Consider the following 15,828-nt stretch of genomic DNA (forward strand, 5'->3'; position numbering starts at 1 on the left):
TATCTAATAAGATTATTTTTAATAGGCTATAATATTTGATAAAAAGCATTTTGGTAAATTAATCCAAATCCACTTGAATATGGTTAGTAAAGATAATTTATTCAATTTTATCTTAATAATCAATGATAACACGAGTAATTAAAACCAATTTTGATTGGTTCAAATATATGATTATCGCACCATTTAATAAGGCATAGAAAAATGAGTACATCTGATATCCAACCAACTGCAAAATATCGTCACGACTATAAAACACCCGACTTTACAATTACTGACATCGATCTTGATTTCGATTTAGCAGCAGAAACAACCACAGTTATCGCTCGTAGTCATGTTATCCAAAAAAATTCTCAAGCCAACGATTTAGTATTAGACGGTGAAGAACTTAAATTGGTTTCAGTAAATATTGATGAACAACCTTGGTCTGATTATCAAATCACAAAAACGGGATTAACTATTAAAAATGTTCCTTCTGAATTTACTTTAACTATTGTTAACCAAATCAAACCAATTGATAATACCGCGCTTGAAGGATTATATGTTTCGGGTGATGCTCTTTGTACTCAATGTGAAGCGGAAGGCTTTCGGCACATCACCTACTATCTTGACAGACCTGATGTTTTAGCCCGCTTTTCAACTCGAATTACAGCTAATAAAAAACACTATCCTTTTCTTTTATCTAATGGCAATCGCATTGCAAAAGGTGAACTAGCCGATGGTAGACACTGGGTACAGTGGCAAGATCCATTCCCTAAGCCAGCCTATTTATTTGCATTAGTGGCAGGTGACTTTGACAAATTAAAAGATCAGTTTATCACCCGTAGCAATAGAAAAATTGATTTAGAAATATATGTCGATAAAGGCAATTTAGATCGTTCACAATGGGCAATGACCAGCTTAAAAAATGCTATGCGCTGGGACGAAAGCCGTTTTGATTTAGAATATGACCTCGATATTTTCATGATTGTAGCTGTTGATTTCTTCAATATGGGGGCAATGGAAAACAAAGGGCTAAATATTTTCAATTCTAAATATGTCCTAGCCAAACCCGAGACCGCGACCGATGATGATTATATCGGTATTGAATCGGTAATTGGTCACGAATATTTTCATAATTGGACCGGTAATCGTGTTACTTGTCGCGATTGGTTCCAACTTAGTTTAAAAGAAGGATTAACGGTATTTAGGGATCAAGAATTTACTTCTGACCAAGGGCTTAGAGCAGTTAAACGCATTGCCGATGTCAAACTACTGCGCACCGTACAATTTGCTGAAGATGCGAGCCCAATGTCTCACCCTATTCGTCCAGAACAAGTGATTGAAATGAATAATTTCTACACAGTTACTGTCTACGAAAAAGGTGCTGAAGTAATTCGTATGATGCATACATTATTAGGTGAAGAAAACTTCCAAGCGGGTATGAAACTCTATTTTAAACGCCATGATGGTAGTGCAGCAACCTGTGATGATTTTGTTGCAGCTATGCAAGATGCATCAGGAATTGATTTAACTCAGTTTAAATTATGGTATAGTCAATCAGGCACGCCAGTGTTAACAGTAACTGACAGTTACAATCCACAAAATCAACAATATACCTTAACTGTTGAGCAACATACGCCGGCAACGCAAGATCAAAGTGAAAAACAGACACTACATATTCCATTAGATATTGAACTTTATCAACAAAATGGTGATGTGATTGCATTGCAATATCAAAATAAACCTATTCATCACGTACTAAATGTAACTCAATCGAGACAAGAATTTGTTTTTGATCATGTTTCAGAAAAACCAATTGTTTCACTATTAAGAGATTTTTCAGCTCCGGTAAAACTCAATTACAATTATCAAGATCACGATCTTATATTCTTAATGCAACATGCCACCAATGCTTTTAGTCGTTACGATGCAGCGCAAATGTTATTGGCAAAATATGTGCGTATGAATGTAAATAATTATCATCAGAATTTATCAATGACAATTCCTGAACCAGTATTAGATGCTTTTAGAGGAATATTACTATCAGATACCGCTGAACCAGCACTTATAGCACAAATACTGACTTTACCTTCGGAAAATGAATTGGCAAATCTATTTGATATCGTTGATCCGATCGCTATTTATCAAGTTCGTCAATTCTTATTAGGTATCTTTGCTAATGAACTCTATGATGAACTAACAGCGGTTTATCATCATAATCAAACAGCACAATATCAGATTGAACATGCTGACATTGGCAAACGCATGCTGAAAAACTGCTGTTTATCATTGTTAGCTTATGCTGACGATAAATCGCTAGCGAATACTTTAGTAGAACAACAATATAAACAAGCCAATAATATGACAGACTCATTAGCGGCGCTTACCACAGCAGTAAAAGCGCAATTAACATGTCGACATACATTACTCTCCGATTTCGACAATAAATGGTATCAAGATGGTTTAGTTATGGATAAATGGTTAGCTTTAAATGCTACCAGTCCAGAGAAAAATGTATTATCAACAGTGAAAAAACTGCTTAATCATCGCTCTTTTTCTCTCAATAATCCAAACCGAATAAGAAGTCTAATAGGTGCTTTTGTTAACAATAACCCTGTTGCTTTTCATGCAGAAGATGGTAGTGGTTATCATTTCTTAGTTGAAATATTGACGGAATTAAACCAAAAAAATCCACAAGTGGCATCAAGATTAATTGATCCTCTCATACGATTAAAACGTTATGATGCAAATCGTCAGAAAAAAATGACAACCGCTTTAGAGAGTTTATTAAAACTGGATAATTTATCTAAAGATCTCTATGAAAAAATTACTAAAGCGTTAGCCGCCTAATAAAATCCTATCTTGTTATTTACTAGCAAGATGGGGGTTTAGTTAAAATGCATGAAATTGGGCTTCAAAAAAAGCCCATTCTTCAACCTTTTTAAATGAAATGAGTTTTAATCATGACTGTAATAAAAGAGATAACCCCATTACAATTAAAACAAAAAATGGATAGTAACGTTCAGTTTTATTTGTTGGATGTTAGAGAATCAAACGAAATCGCCATTTGTATGTTGGAAGGCGCCAATCATATTCCAATGAATTTAATACCACTTTATTTAGATAAAATTCCTGACGAAATTGATATCGTAATTTATTGTCATCGTGGTGTAAGAAGCCTTAATGTGGCAAATTATTTGCTTGAAAATGGCTTTGATAATGAATTTCTTTACAATTTAACTGGTGGCATTGACGCTTGGGCACAAACCATCGATACCAGTATGGCAAAATATTAAAAGCCCGCATATAAACGGGCTAAGCTCTCACTATTCTTGTGGCATAACCCAATAGCCATTTTGATTGTGTGTTTGCATGTAATCTTTAAATTGTTGTGATTGGTAAATACGTTTTATATCTTTTGCCCATTGACTATTTTCATTACCTTCATTAACCACAACCATAATTTCTAAATCAGGGATAATTGTTTCAGATAATAGAGCTTTTTTCGAGTCAATATTCGCAGAATAAACAATACTACCAGGAATAACCGCAAAGTCTAACTCATTTAACACTCTGGGAATATTAGCTGAATCCATTTCAACAATATTCACACCAGCAATATTTTCAGCAATATCATTTTTGCCAACAATAATTGGATTAGTATTTGGTTTTAACTTAATCCATCCAGCTTTTTCTAACAAGTTATATGAACGAGCTGCATTTGATGCGTCCTGAGGTATACCAATTTTAGCTCCAGGAAAGACATTTTTTATTGAAGTAAATTTATTTGAAAATATCGCCGCAGGCACTGAAGGTACATGTACTACTGGTTTTAAATTGGCTTTACGTTGACTATTAAACACATCCATATATGCGGTATGTTGAGCTACGGTTAAATCAATACTGCCTTCACTTAATGCCACATCAGATTCTAATAAATGTGGAAAATTCACTAATTTAACTTTATAACCTTCTGATTCAAGTATTGGTTTAACCGCATCATTAAACAGATCATTGTAAGGTCCTGGCGATACTCCCATACTGATCTCTTTTTTAGTTTGATTATCAACTTTCGATGATGAGTTATCACATGCAGTAATTAAAAAAATAGAACTAAATAATGCTAATAGTGCAACATTGTTAACAAATTTTTGTTTGATAAAACTTATTTTCATTTGAACTATCCTCAGTGAAATGTAAATTTAACAAACACTCTAACATAGAAATAACAATTCATTTATTCCAAGTAATTCTATCTTATAACTTTTGGGAATAAGTTATAAAAAACGGTTATTAGAGCAAAGAAAACAGCTGTGATAATGTAATAATATCAATAATTTGTTATCTATTGGATTTGCCATGACAAACGCAGTTGCTCCGCTTATCGAACAGCTTTTTCTCGATTTACATAAAAATCCAGAGCTTTCAAATCAAGAGTTTGAAACCACTAAAAAGCTAAGATCTTACTTAGAAAGAGCCAATATTCATATTTTAGAGTTAGGCGCAAAAACTGGGGTTATTGCTGAAATTGGCTCAGGCGGACCAGTTTTAGCCCTAAGAGCTGATATTGACGCCCTACCCATTGATGAGCAATCTGATTGCCAATACCGTTCAACAAAACAAGGGGTTATGCATGCTTGTGGTCATGATCTGCACACTTGCGTTTTAATGGGAACCGCTCATCTATTAAAAGCCAATGAAACACATTTAAAAGGGACTGTCCGTTTACTTTTTCAACCTGCCGAAGAGAATTTTAGTGGCGCGTTACATTTTATTGAAATTGGTGCACTTAATGGTGTCGATGCTATTTTGGGTATGCATAATAATCCGAATTTAACCATTAACCAAATGGCCTCACGAGCAGGGCCGTTTTCAGCTAACGTTGATCGTATTGAAATTACCATAAAAGGAGTTGGTGCACATGCAGCAAGGCCTGAAGCTGGGATTGATCCAATTGTTATTGGTTCACAAATCGTTAACGCTATACAGACAATATCAAGTCGCACAGTAAGTGGGCTTGATGCAGTTGTTGTCAGCATTACCAAATTTTTAGGCGGAAACACATGGAATGTTATTCCTCAAACGGTTGAGATGGAGGGCACGGTTAGAACACTTACGCCAGAAATAAGACTAAAAGTTAAGCAACAATTAAAAAGTATTGTTGAAAATATCGCCCTTAGTATGGGCGCTAATGCAGAGCTAAGATGGTTTGATGGTCCACCATCTATCATCAATATGGCTAAATGGGTCGACTTTTGTCAAAAAATTGCTGAACAAGAAGGTTATGAGGTCATTGATTTTCAACCACAACTTGGCGGTGAAGACTTTGCCCACTATTTACATCATCTACCCGGCGCATTTATCAATCTTGGATCGCAAAGTCCTTATGCCTTGCATCATCCAAAATTTTTAGTTAATCGAGACATGATAATGCCAGCTGCCAATTATTTAGCCAAACTCGCTGAGCAAGGATTAATTGAATTAGCCCAACATCGATAGGTATTACATAATGATAAAATTTGAAAATGTATCTAAACTATATGAGCGCAATGGCGTTACCACCCAAGCATTACAAGACATTAATTTAACTATCCAAAAAGGCGATATTTACGGCATCATTGGTTATAGTGGTGCAGGAAAAAGTACCCTAGTACGTCTAATTAATTTTCTTGAAAAACCTACTCAAGGTAATGTTATTATTCAAAATCAATCATTAAATCAATTATCAAATTCGCAATTACGCCAAGTACGCCGTAAAATCGGTATGATATTTCAACATTTCAATTTACTTGAATCTAAAACCGTATATGAAAATGTAGCCATACCTTTAGTTCTCATCAAAAAAGATAAAAAAGCTATTAAAAAGAAAGTTTTTGAACTGCTTGAATTTGTTGGATTAAGTGACAAAGCCTCTAGCTACCCCAAAGAGTTATCTGGTGGACAGAAACAACGTATCGGTATTGCCCGCGCTTTAGCCAATGATCCCGATATTTTACTTTGTGATGAAGCTACATCAGCACTCGATCCGCAAACCACGCAATCTATTTTAGAATTGATTAAAAAAATTAATGATAAATATAGAATAACTGTCGTCCTAATTACCCACGAAATGCACGTAATACAGCAAATCTGTCATAAAGTGGCTGTGATGGAAAAAGGTAAAATAATTGAACATGGCAATGTAGTTGATGTTTTTGGTCACCCAAAACATAAAACGACCCAAAAATTTGTTAGTTCAGTCATTAATGATCAAATACCTAAAGGTGTTGTTGAAAATCTTTTAGAGATTGAGGGAGATAAACACAATATTAAATTGTTCAAACTCGAATTTTTAGGCCGTTCAGCATCTGAGCCGGTTATAAATGCTCTGATAATACAACAAAAAGTGGTAGTTAATATCTTATTTGCCCATATGTCCGAAATCGAAAAAACCGTATTAGGCAGTATGTTTGTTCAATTAAAGGGAAGTGATAGTAATATCGAACAATCGGTGCAATTTCTTCGCGAAAATGGGGTTAACGTTACAGAAATCCAACATTGGGAGAATAACTAATGGAAGTAGTAAGTGATTTTATCAATTATGTGAATACTAATTTTTTAAGCCGAGTAACAGTTGAACAATATGCACAAGCTTCGATAGACACATTATATATGGTTGTTTTTTCGTTAATATTAGGCGCCTTAATCGGTATTCCATTAGGAATTTGCTTAGTTACCACGCGACCTTCTGGTTTACTTGAGAATAAACGGGTTTATCAGATCATCAATCCAATTATCAATTTTGTTCGATCATTACCTTTTATTATTCTACTCTTTTCGCTTCATTCATTTACCTATTTTATAGTCCGTACTTCTATCGGTACTACAGCAGCAATTGTACCTTTAACATTTTATGTTGCTCCCTATATTGCCAGGTTAGTTGAAAACTCATTATTAGAGGTGAAGAGTGGTATTATTGAAGCCGCTGAATCTATGGGGGCCACTCCGGTACAAATTATTTGGCATTTTATGCTTCCGGAAGCATTTAGCTCTTTGATTTTAACTTTCACTACCGCCACAATTGGTTTGATTGGTGCAACAGCAATGGCTGGTGCTATTGGCGCCGGCGGTATTGGTGATGTTGCCTATTCACAAGGTTACCAACGCTTTGATGATACAGTTATCTATATCTGTGTGGTGATTTTAGTTATCTCAATACAGATTGTACAAAGTACGGGGAATTATTTAGCTCGCAAAGCAAGACACGAATAATAGCCAGTTTTAAATCATATTGCGGTACTTTATAGTGGTGTTTACTAATGAACGCCACTATTTATCACATTAATTAACAAGCAGTAATCAACAATCATCAAATAATTGTAATTTAAAATAAAGTTTTAGCATAAAATGACGAACAATAAAATTCTATATGTTCTATTATTAACAATACTAAATTAGCAAATTGTTTAATAGATTTGTATATTTGGAATAATCAAGTAAAATAATCGACATTTAATTATGGTAGTGTAGGAACTCATTGTGACCAACATATTACAAAAGAACCTGGTCGAGATACACGATATGTCTTTTTATCGTGGGACTCGTCCTATTTATAAAAATATGAACTTGACGGTTCCTAAAGGAAAAGTTACCGCAATTATGGGGCCATCAGGGATAGGGAAAACTACGCTATTAAGATTGATTGGTGGACAACTTAAACCACAATCTGGCCAAATTTTGTTTGATGGTGAAGATGTGCCAAGCATGACTCGTTCGCGACTATATGAAGTCCGAAAACGAATGAGTATGTTATTCCAATCAGGTGCACTATTCACTGACTTATCGGTGTTTGATAATGTTGCTTATCCATTACGAGAGCATTTTAATTTACCGAAACCAGTTTTACATAATTTGGTATTGATGAAATTACAATCTGTAGGACTTCGTGGTGCAGCAGATATGATGCCATCAGAATTATCTGGCGGCATGGCACGGCGAGCAGCTTTAGCACGGGCAATAGCACTCGATCCTGACTTGATTATGTTTGACGAACCTTTTGCTGGACAAGATCCTATATCCATGGGCGTCATTGTTAAACTGATATCTGAAATCAACCAATCACTTGGACTTACCTGTATTGTTGTTAGCCATGATGTTAATGAGGTATTGAGTATCGCCGATTATGCTTATATCGTTGCAGAACAACATATTATCGCTGGTGGTACCTCAGAAGAATTACGCAATAATGATGATTTACGTGTAAAACAATTCCTTGAAGGGTTAGCTGATGGTCCAGTACCATTTCATTATCCGGCAATTGATTACAAATTAGACCTAAGTAGAGGTGCAAACTAATGTTAGATTTAATTGCAAAACTTGGGCGATCAATCATTAATATCATCGCTATGTTAGGTCGCTCTGGACTTATGCTATTTGGTGCACTTATTGGTAAGCCTCAATTTAGCAAACAATTCCCATTACTTGTTAAACAATTTTACTTTGTCGGTGTACAATCGCTATCCATTATTATCGTATCAGGTCTTTTTATAGGTATGGTACTAGCACTACAAGGTTACTTCATTTTAACCACCTTTGGTGCTGAAGCCAGTTTAGGTATGTTAGTTGCACTTGCGCTGTTACGCGAACTAGGCCCTGTCGTTGCTGGATTGCTTTTTGCTGGTCGTGCCGGTTCAGCATTAACGGCTGAAATTGGTTTGATGAAAGCAACCGAGCAACTATCAAGTATGGAAATGATGGCAGTTGACCCATTAAGACGAATTATCGCGCCACGATTTTGGGCTGGATTTTTTTGTATGCCCTTTTTAACAGCGATCTTTGTTGCTGTTGGCATTTTAGGTGGGGTATTAGTCGGCGTTGATTGGAAAGGTATTGATGCTGGATTTTTCTGGTCTTCAATTCAAAGCAATGTCGATTGGTGGCATGATTTAGGTAACTGTTTTATTAAAAGCTTTGCATTTGCAATCGCCAGTACTTGGATTGCGCTATTTAATGGTTATGATTGCATGCCAACATCAGAAGGAATCAGTCGGGCAACAACGAATACCGTTGTCTATTCATCATTAGTTATTTTGGGGTTAGATTTTATTTTAACCGCATTAATGTTTAGTAATTGAGGTCATTAAACATGAGTCGTAAAGTTGAAATTACAGTAGGATTTTTTATGGTACTGGTTATCTGTTCAGTACTATTTTTATGTTTTCGAGTTACCGATCCAACTTCCTTCGCTAGCCATAATTCCTACCGTGTTTATGCTGTATTTGATAATATTGGTGGATTAAAAGTAAGATCACCGATTAAAATCGGCGGCGTTGTGATTGGGCGGGTAAGTAATATTAGCCTTAAATCAGAAAATGGTAATACTTATAAACCCTATGTCACAATGGATTTAGATGCTCAATACGATAGAATTCCGAGTTCCAGTTCGCTTTCAATCAAAACCTCTGGCCTATTAGGTGAACAATTTATTGATATCAACTTTGGGTTAGATCAAAGCATCGAACATGAACTTGATTCTTTAGATTCCGACACCACAACAACTACTAATAATAGTAATAATAAACCAGCTTATCTTGAAGACGGTTATGTCATTAGTAACACCAAACCTGCCATGGTGATTGAAGATTTAATTGGGCAGTTTTTATACAGCGTTGGTGGGTCGTCAGCTAAAGATAACAAACAAGATACCAATGAAAGTAAGGAGTAACTATGTTAACCAAATTTAAACAAACCCTTTTTTTAGTAATCGCATTAGTGATAAGTACGTCAACATTTGCTAACGATCCATATAATGATATGCAAGTTGCTGCTGATAAAATTTTTAACACGATGAAAGAACAATCTGCATCAATTAAGTCAAATCCAAACAAACTTAAAGATATTGTAAGAGCAGATCTATTACCTTATGTACAAGTTAAATATGCTGGCGCCTTAATCTTAGGTGACGCCTATAAATCAGCAACCAAAGAACAACAAACTGCTTATTTTACCGCTTTTGAAAACTATTTAGTTCAAGCTTTTGCTCAAGCACTTTCAATGTACAACGGTCAAACTTACCAAGTTGAAAAATCAAAAGATTTAACCAATAAATCACTTGTTTCAATTCGCGTCCTTTTAAATCAACCAGACAAAAATCAACAACCTATACGTATCGATTTTCAGTGGCGTAAAAATACAGTAACCGGTGAGTGGAAAGCTTATGATTTAACAGCTGAAGGGGTGAGCATGGTTACCACTAAACAAAACGAATGGGCAACTATTTTACGCCAAAGTGGTATTGATGCATTAACCAAACAATTAAATGATCTATCCAACCGCAAAATTGATCCAAACGAAAAACAAAAAGGTTAGTTCATTATGTCGCGAATCCAAACAGAAAAACAACAAAATTCACTTAATTTAATGGGTGAGCTTGATACTCACTCATTAAATGATTTATGGGTTTCCCAAGATACGCTCTTTAGTGATGTAACCCATATTGATGTGGCTAAAGTAACTCGGGTTGACTCTTCTGGGCTCGCGACACTTGTCTATTTTTGTAATCAATATAATCTAAAATTGACAGGGATTAGTCCCCAATTACAAACACTAATTGAACTTTATGATTTGCAAACAGTTATCAATCAGTAACCATTTATGCAAATAGCTAGTTCAAAACCCCGTTCCGCAACTTTTTTATAAATAGTAAGTAAATACTGAGTTTAATAATGGATAAGCAAGAAATTATAGCTAAATTAAAAAATTCACTAAACCTTGACGAGGTTCATGTTATGACCGATGATGGTAGCCATTTTCGAGTTATTGCCGTTGGCGAAATGTTTGCTGAATTAAGTCGAGTAAAAAAACAACAAGCTATTTATGCACCTTTAGCCGAATTTATTAATGATAATCGAATACATGCATTATCAATCAAAACTTATACACCAGCTGAATGGCAACGTGAGCGCAAATTGATGGGTTTATAATTAAACCCAATGAACCTAGAGGCTTGAATTAAGTTTTCTAAGCCACAACATAATGTTTTATTAAAAACATAATCATTGCATAAGGTATCGCAGTATGACTAACCCACTATTAAGCAATTCACCATTACCCCGATTTTCACAAATCAAACCTGAACATGTTTTACCTGCTATTAAAGAGACATTAAACAACTGCCGCAAAACAATTGAATCAGTGCTTGAGCAACATAGTGAATTCACTTGGGATAATTTAATTCAACCCTTAGATGAGATGGATGAAAAATTTAGCCGAGCTTGGTCACCAGTTAGTCATCTTAATTCAGTAAAAAATAGTCCTGAATTACGTGAGGCCTATGAAGCTTGTTTACCATTACTCTCTGAATACAGCACTTGGGTAGGACAACATAAACCTTTATACCAAGCCTATAAACAACTTAAAGATAGCAAACACTACGAAAATTTAAGCAAAGCACAGAAAAAAGTGATCGACAATGCTCTGCGTGATTTTGAATTATCGGGTATTGGGTTGTCGGAAGATAAGCAAAAACGTTATGGGGAAATCGTTGCCAAACTTTCAGAGTTATCTTCGCAATATAGTAATAATGTATTAGATGCTACTATGGGGTGGTCAAAACTTATCAGTAATGTTGAAGATTTAGCCGGAATGCCAGAAAGTGCATTAACTGCCGCCAAAGAACAAGCGAAAGCAAAAGATCAAGAAGGTTGGTTATTAACACTTGATATTCCGAGTTATTTACCGGTAATGACCTACTGTGATAATCGAGATTTACGCTTTGAACTTTATCAAGCATATAATACCCGCGCATCAGACCAAGGTCCTGATGCGGGTAAATGGGATAACACAGAAATCATCAAGCAAATATTATCGCTTCGTGCTGAACTTGCACAATTACTCGGTTTTACCACTTATGCCGACAAGTCATTAGCAACCAAAATGGCTGAAACAACGACTCAAGTTACTGAATTTCTGAATGATTTAGCCAGAAAAGCTAAACCACAAGGCGAAAAGGAGCTAGCCGATCTTAAAAGATATGCTTATGAATACTTTGGTGCAAGTGATATTAAACCATGGGATATCGCTTATTACAGTGAAAAGCAAAAGCAACATCTTTACACCATTAATGATGAAGAGCTTCGTCCTTACTTTCCAGAGCAACGTGTGGTTAACGGATTATTTGCAGTGGTTCAGCGTATTTTTGGTATTACTGCCAAACAGCGGCATGATGTTGAAGTCTGGGCGCCAGAAGTCAAATTTTATGACCTTTATGACGCGACAGGTGAATTAAAGGGTAGTTTTTATCTTGATTTATATGCTCGTGAACATAAACGAGGCGGTGCGTGGATGGATGATTGCATCGGTCGAATGCGTTTTGCTGATGGTCATATCCAAAAACCAGTGGCCTATTTAACCTGTAACTTCAATCGTCCAATTGGCGATAAACCGGCATTATTCACCCATAATGAAGTTACCACATTATTCCATGAATTCGGCCATGGGTTGCATCATATGTTAACTGAAATTGACGTATCATCAGTGGCTGGTATCAATGGCGTGCCATGGGATGCAGTTGAATTACCGAGTCAATTTTTAGAAAATTGGTGTTGGCAACCTGAGGCGTTAGAATTTATTTCTGGCCATTATCAAACTGGTGAACCTTTACCACAACAAATGTTAGAAAAAATGCTTGATGCCAAAAACTTCCAAGCTGCATTATTTATCTTGCGTCAGCTAGAATTTGGATTATTTGATTTCAAATTACATAGTGATAAAACGTCAGATATTTTAGAAACCTTAAAACAAGTCAGACAACAAGTTGCAGTGGTACCAACTGTTGATTGGGGCCGATTCCCTCACGCATTTAGTCATATTTTTGCTGGTGGTTATGCCGCTGGTTACTACAGCTATTTGTGGGCGGAAGTTTTATCTGCTGATGCATTTTCTCGCTTTGAAGAAGATGGTATTTTCAATCAAAATACTGGTAATGCTTTCTTGGATAATATCTTGTCTCAAGGTGGCAGCGATGAACCAATGACATTATTTAAGAATTTCCGTGGCCGTGAACCACAACTTGAGGCATTACTTCGTCACTATGGTATCCACTAATGTTAACACTGCTCAGCTAAAAGAGTTAGCTGAGCAGTGGTTATCCGAACATGCTGAACAACCATTTACTCTTGTTATTCGAAACCATCAACTTGAGTTACAAAAAACAGATGAACCGAAATTAGGTGCAATTGCGGTTAATTTTGTGTCTGGTGCCATGGCTCATCGACGTCAATTTGGTGGCGGTCGCGGTGAAGCTATCGCCAAAGCAGTTGGGGTTAAAGGTAATTACTTACCTACCGTGGTTGATGCCACCGCTGGATTAGGCCGGGATGCATTTGTATTAGCTTCGATTGGCTGTCGGGTTACTATGTTTGAGCGACATCCCGTAGTCGCAGCCTTATTAGCAGATGGCCTAGATCGCGCTTATCAAGATGCGACTATTGGCCAATTATTACAAAAACAGTTAAATTTGATTTATAATTCAAGTTTACTTGGACTCAATTCTGGTCAGGAAAAACCTGACGTTGTTTATCTTGATCCGATGTTTCCGCATCGACAAAAAAGCGCATTAGTCAAAAAAGAGATGCGTATTTTTCAACAATTAGTCGGTAGTGATCTCGATGCAGAAGAGTTGCTTGAGCCCGCAAGGCGATTAGCTAAAAAGCGAGTGGTAGTTAAACGACCTGATTATGCGCCATTTTTAGCCAATCAAAAACCAACGGCTGAGATTAAAACTAAAAATCACCGTTTTGATATTTACACGCCATCAGATTGTCTATAGGAATAGTATTTAAATATGCGACTGGATAAATTTTTGGCTCACCATCTAGGGGTAAGCCGAACGATAGTTAATAAAGAACTCAAAGCCCAAAAAGTTACCGTTAATGGAGATGTTGTAAAATCAGGGACTTATCATATCTCATCTGACCAAATTGTGGAATATGATGGCGTCGAAATTGTCCCTATTACCGAAAATCGCTACTTCATGCTCAATAAACCGCAAGGTTATGTTTGTTCAACTGATGATCCTGATCATCCAACTATCCTCTATTTTATTGATGAACCTATGTCGGAAAAACTGCATTCGGCAGGTAGATTAGATCTTGATACTACTGGGCTAGTTTTATTAACGGATGATGGTAAATGGTCCCATCGTATCACCTCACCTAAGCATCATTGTGAAAAAATTTACCAAGTAACGGTTGAGCAACCACTTACCACTAATCTTATTGAGATATTTAAACAAGGCATTCAGTTAAAAAGTGAAAAAACACTGACCGAGCCAGCTAAATTGATTATCATTGATGATTACCACGCCGAACTCACAATAAGTGAAGGGCGATATCATCAAGTGAAACGAATGTTCGCAGCGGTAAATAACCATGTCACCCAATTACATCGCAAACAGATTGGCGTTATTGTTCTTGATATACCAGAAGGTGAATATCGGCCACTTACTCAAGATGAGATAAGCTCGTTTAATTAGTATTTTTCATTAGCTCTAATAACTAATGATTTTTTGCTAAATTTTAGCTCATAAAATTTAGCAAAATATTTATTTAGCTCCAAAGGGATGACAACGTGCAAACACAAGATCCACAAATAAAAATCAAAGTTTCTAAACAAGCACTCATTTTTATTCTTGGTTTAATTTCAATGTTAATGCCATTATCTATTGATATGTATTTACCAAGTATGCCAACAATTGCCAAGCAATTTGATGTAGCTGACTCTACTGTACAACTGACAATCAGCTGTTATTTATTAGGATTCTCGTTAGGCCAACTATTATTTGGCCCACTGACTGATAGTTATGGACGACGAAAAGTTCTAACTAGCGGTTTAATTATCTTTATAATCGCCGTACTGTGTTGTGGTCTGGCTGCCAGTATCAATCAATTAATCACTGCACGGTTTTTTCATGGAATAGCAGCATCGGCAACCACAATTGTCATCAATGCTTTAATGAAAGATATATATCGGGATCGTGATGAGTTTTCTAAAATGATGTCATTTGTGATGTTGATATCTAATGTAGCCCCGCTACTCGCACCAATTATAGGTGGTTTTATTCTATTTTGGTTCGACTGGCAAGCTAACTTCTATGCTCTCTGCTTGATGGCTATCATCTGTTTTGCCATGGTGATAATCAATATTCCTGAAACATTAGCTAAAACCAAACGTGATAAATTCAGCCTAACTCGAATTTTGAGTAATTTCATCGCATTATTCAGACATAGGCAAGTATTTACTTATATGATGATTGGTGCATTTTCTGGCGCAGGTTTATTTTCCTTCTTAAGTTTAGGACCATTTGTCTATATGAACTTACACGGTGTAGCATCAACCAATTTCGGCTATTATTTTGCAATTAATGTTATAGTTATGGTCTCGATGAACACGCTTAATAGCCGGATTGTGAAACGAGTTGGTTCGATTAAAATGATACAATTAGGTTTACTCCTCCAGTTCATTACAGCCATATGCATGGCAATAGTGAGTATATTTGACTTAGGTTTTATTTTTTTAGTAGCATGCATCGCTGGTTATATCGGATGCATCTCAACAATAGGCGGTAATTGTATGGCAGTCATTCTCGATTATTATTCGCACATAGCAGGTACCGCCTCTTCACTTGCTGGTACTCTACGCTTTGCTGTTGCTGGAGCTATAGGTGTATTGCTTTCCGCTCTCGTCTCAACGCATACCACAACAACGGTAACGAGCTATTTAACCGAATGGTTAATGGTGGGATCTATGGTAATTTGCAACTTTCTTGCTGCAGGACTATTTTTGAGTGTCAAAAATATAAAAAGGAAATAA

General features: G+C 36.1%; 16 protein-coding genes. 15 read left to right on the forward strand and 1 reads right to left on the reverse strand.

Features of this window, described 5'->3' with window-relative positions:
* Positions 1 to 201: 201 nt before the first annotated feature.
* Both pepN and DKK79_RS10810 read left to right on the forward strand, forming a co-directional pair.
* Positions 202 to 2,829, forward strand: coding sequence for an aminopeptidase N (pepN, locus tag DKK79_RS10805; RefSeq protein WP_110424107.1), 2,628 nt, complete (start codon positions 202 to 204; stop codon positions 2,827 to 2,829).
* A gap of 113 nt (positions 2,830 to 2,942) precedes the next feature.
* Complete coding sequence (locus DKK79_RS10810; protein ID WP_034883514.1) at positions 2,943 to 3,275, forward strand: rhodanese-like domain-containing protein; 333 nt, start codon at positions 2,943 to 2,945, stop codon at positions 3,273 to 3,275.
* Positions 3,276 to 3,305: 30 nt separating this feature from the next.
* Here the strand turns inward: DKK79_RS10810 and DKK79_RS10815 are convergent, their stop codons facing one another.
* Positions 3,306 to 4,154: a MetQ/NlpA family ABC transporter substrate-binding protein gene (locus tag DKK79_RS10815; protein ID WP_110424108.1), complete on the reverse strand. Its 849-nt coding sequence runs from the start codon at positions 4,152 to 4,154 to the stop codon at positions 3,306 to 3,308.
* A gap of 184 nt (positions 4,155 to 4,338) precedes the next feature.
* On the opposite strand from DKK79_RS10815, the gene DKK79_RS10820 reads away from it, so the two are divergent.
* From DKK79_RS10820 to DKK79_RS10880, 13 genes are all read left to right on the forward strand, one after another.
* Positions 4,339 to 5,478, forward strand: a complete 1,140-nt coding sequence (locus DKK79_RS10820; RefSeq protein ID WP_110424109.1) for an amidohydrolase — start codon at positions 4,339 to 4,341, stop codon at positions 5,476 to 5,478.
* Positions 5,479 to 5,488: 10 nt separating this feature from the next.
* Positions 5,489 to 6,532: a methionine ABC transporter ATP-binding protein gene (locus DKK79_RS10825; protein WP_110424110.1), complete on the forward strand. Its 1,044-nt coding sequence runs from the start codon at positions 5,489 to 5,491 to the stop codon at positions 6,530 to 6,532.
* 98 nt (positions 6,533 to 6,630) lie between these two features.
* Positions 6,631 to 7,230 (forward strand): methionine ABC transporter permease, encoded by a 600-nt coding sequence (locus tag DKK79_RS10830; protein WP_375537984.1) that lies wholly within the window; start codon positions 6,631 to 6,633, stop codon positions 7,228 to 7,230.
* A gap of 276 nt (positions 7,231 to 7,506) precedes the next feature.
* Positions 7,507 to 8,313 carry a phospholipid ABC transporter ATP-binding protein MlaF gene (gene mlaF, locus DKK79_RS10835; protein WP_034883528.1) on the forward strand — a complete coding sequence of 269 codons (807 nt, stop codon included), beginning with the start codon at positions 7,507 to 7,509 and terminating at the stop codon, positions 8,311 to 8,313.
* A complete protein-coding gene (gene mlaE, locus DKK79_RS10840) occupies positions 8,313 to 9,092 on the forward strand; it encodes a lipid asymmetry maintenance ABC transporter permease subunit MlaE (RefSeq protein ID WP_034883517.1) in 780 nt (259 codons plus the stop codon). Before mlaF ends, mlaE begins: the two co-directional genes overlap by 1 nt.
* A gap of 11 nt (positions 9,093 to 9,103) precedes the next feature.
* Positions 9,104 to 9,682: an outer membrane lipid asymmetry maintenance protein MlaD gene (gene mlaD / locus DKK79_RS10845; protein ID WP_110424112.1), complete on the forward strand. Its 579-nt coding sequence runs from the start codon at positions 9,104 to 9,106 to the stop codon at positions 9,680 to 9,682.
* Between the two features lie 2 nt (positions 9,683 to 9,684).
* A complete protein-coding gene (gene mlaC, locus DKK79_RS10850; RefSeq protein ID WP_110424113.1) occupies positions 9,685 to 10,326 on the forward strand; it encodes a phospholipid-binding protein MlaC in 642 nt (213 codons plus the stop codon).
* 6 nt (positions 10,327 to 10,332) lie between these two features.
* On the forward strand, positions 10,333 to 10,605 hold the full coding sequence (locus tag DKK79_RS10855) for an STAS domain-containing protein (RefSeq protein ID WP_034884910.1): 273 nt from the start codon (positions 10,333 to 10,335) through the stop codon (positions 10,603 to 10,605).
* Between the two features lie 77 nt (positions 10,606 to 10,682).
* The gene (gene ibaG, locus DKK79_RS10860) at positions 10,683 to 10,940 is read left to right on the forward strand and encodes a BolA family iron metabolism protein IbaG (RefSeq protein WP_034885211.1); all 258 of its coding nucleotides are present in this window, start codon (positions 10,683 to 10,685) and stop codon (positions 10,938 to 10,940) included.
* A gap of 94 nt (positions 10,941 to 11,034) precedes the next feature.
* Positions 11,035 to 13,062: an oligopeptidase A gene (prlC, locus tag DKK79_RS10865; protein ID WP_110424114.1), complete on the forward strand. Its 2,028-nt coding sequence runs from the start codon at positions 11,035 to 11,037 to the stop codon at positions 13,060 to 13,062.
* Positions 13,049 to 13,786, forward strand: coding sequence for a class I SAM-dependent methyltransferase (locus DKK79_RS10870; protein ID WP_110424115.1), 738 nt, complete (start codon positions 13,049 to 13,051; stop codon positions 13,784 to 13,786). Before prlC ends, DKK79_RS10870 begins: the two co-directional genes overlap by 14 nt.
* 15 nt (positions 13,787 to 13,801) lie before the next feature.
* Positions 13,802 to 14,491, forward strand: coding sequence for a 16S rRNA pseudouridine(516) synthase RsuA (gene rsuA / locus DKK79_RS10875; protein WP_110424116.1), 690 nt, complete (start codon positions 13,802 to 13,804; stop codon positions 14,489 to 14,491).
* Between the two features lie 95 nt (positions 14,492 to 14,586).
* On the forward strand, positions 14,587 to 15,828 hold the full coding sequence (locus tag DKK79_RS10880; protein ID WP_220019222.1) for a Bcr/CflA family multidrug efflux MFS transporter: 1,242 nt from the start codon (positions 14,587 to 14,589) through the stop codon (positions 15,826 to 15,828).

The sequence above is a fragment of the Gilliamella apicola genome (genome assembly GCF_003202915.1).
In the GTDB taxonomy this organism is placed as follows: Bacteria; Pseudomonadota; Gammaproteobacteria; order Enterobacterales; family Orbaceae; genus Gilliamella; species Gilliamella apicola_Q.

What these genes read in the sequence shown, in the direction of transcription:
- pepN (WP_110424107.1), top strand. Translation starts at nt 202, where the DNA reads ATGAGTACATCTGATATCCAACCAACTGCAAAATATCGTCACGACTAT.
- DKK79_RS10810 (WP_034883514.1), top strand. Translation starts at nt 2,943, where the DNA reads ATGACTGTAATAAAAGAGATAACCCCATTACAATTAAAACAAAAAATG.
- DKK79_RS10815 (WP_110424108.1), bottom strand. Translation starts at nt 4,154, where the DNA reads ATGAAAATAAGTTTTATCAAACAAAAATTTGTTAACAATGTTGCACTA.
- DKK79_RS10820 (WP_110424109.1), top strand. Translation starts at nt 4,339, where the DNA reads ATGACAAACGCAGTTGCTCCGCTTATCGAACAGCTTTTTCTCGATTTA.
- DKK79_RS10825 (WP_110424110.1), top strand. Translation starts at nt 5,489, where the DNA reads ATGATAAAATTTGAAAATGTATCTAAACTATATGAGCGCAATGGCGTT.
- DKK79_RS10830 (WP_375537984.1), top strand. Translation starts at nt 6,631, where the DNA reads ATGGTTGTTTTTTCGTTAATATTAGGCGCCTTAATCGGTATTCCATTA.
- mlaE (WP_034883517.1), top strand. Translation starts at nt 8,313, where the DNA reads ATGTTAGATTTAATTGCAAAACTTGGGCGATCAATCATTAATATCATC.
- mlaD (WP_110424112.1), top strand. Translation starts at nt 9,104, where the DNA reads ATGAGTCGTAAAGTTGAAATTACAGTAGGATTTTTTATGGTACTGGTT.
- mlaC (WP_110424113.1), top strand. Translation starts at nt 9,685, where the DNA reads ATGTTAACCAAATTTAAACAAACCCTTTTTTTAGTAATCGCATTAGTG.
- DKK79_RS10855 (WP_034884910.1), top strand. Translation starts at nt 10,333, where the DNA reads ATGTCGCGAATCCAAACAGAAAAACAACAAAATTCACTTAATTTAATG.
- ibaG (WP_034885211.1), top strand. Translation starts at nt 10,683, where the DNA reads ATGGATAAGCAAGAAATTATAGCTAAATTAAAAAATTCACTAAACCTT.
- prlC (WP_110424114.1), top strand. Translation starts at nt 11,035, where the DNA reads ATGACTAACCCACTATTAAGCAATTCACCATTACCCCGATTTTCACAA.
- DKK79_RS10870 (WP_110424115.1), top strand. Translation starts at nt 13,049, where the DNA reads ATGGTATCCACTAATGTTAACACTGCTCAGCTAAAAGAGTTAGCTGAG.
- rsuA (WP_110424116.1), top strand. Translation starts at nt 13,802, where the DNA reads ATGCGACTGGATAAATTTTTGGCTCACCATCTAGGGGTAAGCCGAACG.